Below are 1,488 nucleotides of genomic sequence, written 5' to 3'. Positions count from 1 at the left end.
GGCCCCCCCCCGCCACCCCCCCACCCCCTCCACCGTGCGGGTCGCCATCCCTGACGGGGCCGGCGGAGGCAGGGCCGTGCAGTCCGTGCGGGACGCCTGGCGCTGCGGGTCCCTCACCCGTCCTGGGCTTTCGGGGCGCTGACTGTGCCAGTGCGCGCACAGCTTCTGCCAATGCCACCGGGCCTTGGTGAAGGAGGCCCAGCGCCGGTCGGGGAGGTTATCGCCGAGATCCTCGAGGGCGATCCGGACGGCCAGATCGACCCAACGAGGTGAGTACCTCTCACCGATCAGCTCGCGGAGCGCATCCTCATCGGCAGGTTCATCAGTTACCCAGCCCGTCGCGCGAAGTTCAGACAACTTGAGGGGCCGGCTCAGCAGAATCGGTACGACATCGCGCACGAAGGCTCGGCACTTCTCCTCGTAGCCAGGCATCGGCGCGCTGGGCGAGTCGTCGGCGCGGCGAAGCTCCAGGAGGTACTCCAGTGCGCCGGGGGTGCGGTGCGCAAACGTCAGTGCTCGCGGGCCTGGGGAGTTGACGCCGTCATCGGGCTCCAGAGTGGCCAGAATAGTCAAATGCGGTGGCACTTTGGCAGGGTCCTGGAGCCGTCCCAGGACCTTCTCGACTTCTTCATCGTCGATGAGTGGCCCCGTCTTGGTCCAGACGGTGTCGCGACTGAGTGGGTTAAGGCCGATCTCAGTCCAGTAGACGTATCGCTGGGTCAGCTGCGCCTGGAGGGCAGCCAGCCGACGGAGGTATTCGCCCCTCGTCATGCCGAGATACGGAAAGTCGTCAGCGAACCGCCTGAGATCCACAGTGCCGGTCTGGGCATAGGAGCGATGCAAGTCCCCGGCCAGACTCTGGAAGGCCCGCCGGGGAATGCGTAAGGCCACCTCCAGGGAGCCGAGGCGTCCGTTGCACCGCTGGCACAGCGCGCCGCGCACGAGGTCCGTTTCGTGATCATGGTCGATGGAGCGCGCGATATGCCCGCAGATCGCGCACTGGGGGTGGGCGGCGAGGTAGGACGCCTTCGCAGACGGAGACATCTCGCTGTACCGCAACACCACTCTGCACCTCCGAAGTCTGGTTGCTTGCAGCCCTGTTGTAGTCGCAGCATCGTTGGGCTGCTCCCGCACAAGAGAGATGTAGCAGCCGCCACTGACATGCGGTGTCACCGTCGAGCCGCCATCCGAGCTGCTGGCGCAGGGCACCCGTTACGTAGACGTCGCTTAGGGCGAGGTCATCACCTACTATCGCACTCATGTTCTATTGGGAGCCGCCGAGCACCGCCCCCGCCATCGACCCCATCGAGGCCCCACCTCGCGCCGAGCACGAAATCCGCGGCGTCCGCACCGACGTGTACCCGGTCGGGCATGAACCCGCCGCATGGATCTGGACCGACGATGCCTGGCACTGGGCCTCGATTCATGCCCGGCACAGGTACCCGGACGGTGCCATCGAGCTCCAGATCCGCCTGCCTGCTGGCAGGG

The 1,488-nt window shown here is 66.6% G+C and carries 2 protein-coding genes; one reads left to right on the top strand and one right to left on the bottom strand.

The window, feature by feature from the left end:
- Positions 1-1,062, bottom strand: a 1,062-nt coding sequence (locus ACZ5CR_RS44990; protein WP_468869389.1) for an endonuclease domain-containing protein, incomplete at its 3' end; no start/stop codon positions are given.
- 197 nt (positions 1,063-1,259) lie between these two features.
- Here ACZ5CR_RS44990 and ACZ5CR_RS44985 point away from each other — a divergent pair.
- Positions 1,260-1,488 (top strand): hypothetical protein (locus ACZ5CR_RS44985; RefSeq protein ID WP_468869387.1); only part of this gene is annotated, 229 nt, incomplete at its 3' end.

The organism is Streptomyces sp. NPDC031274 (assembly GCF_055570235.1).
The sequence above is the reverse complement of the archived record's forward strand: the minus strand, read 5'-3'. Positions and strand labels throughout refer to the sequence as shown.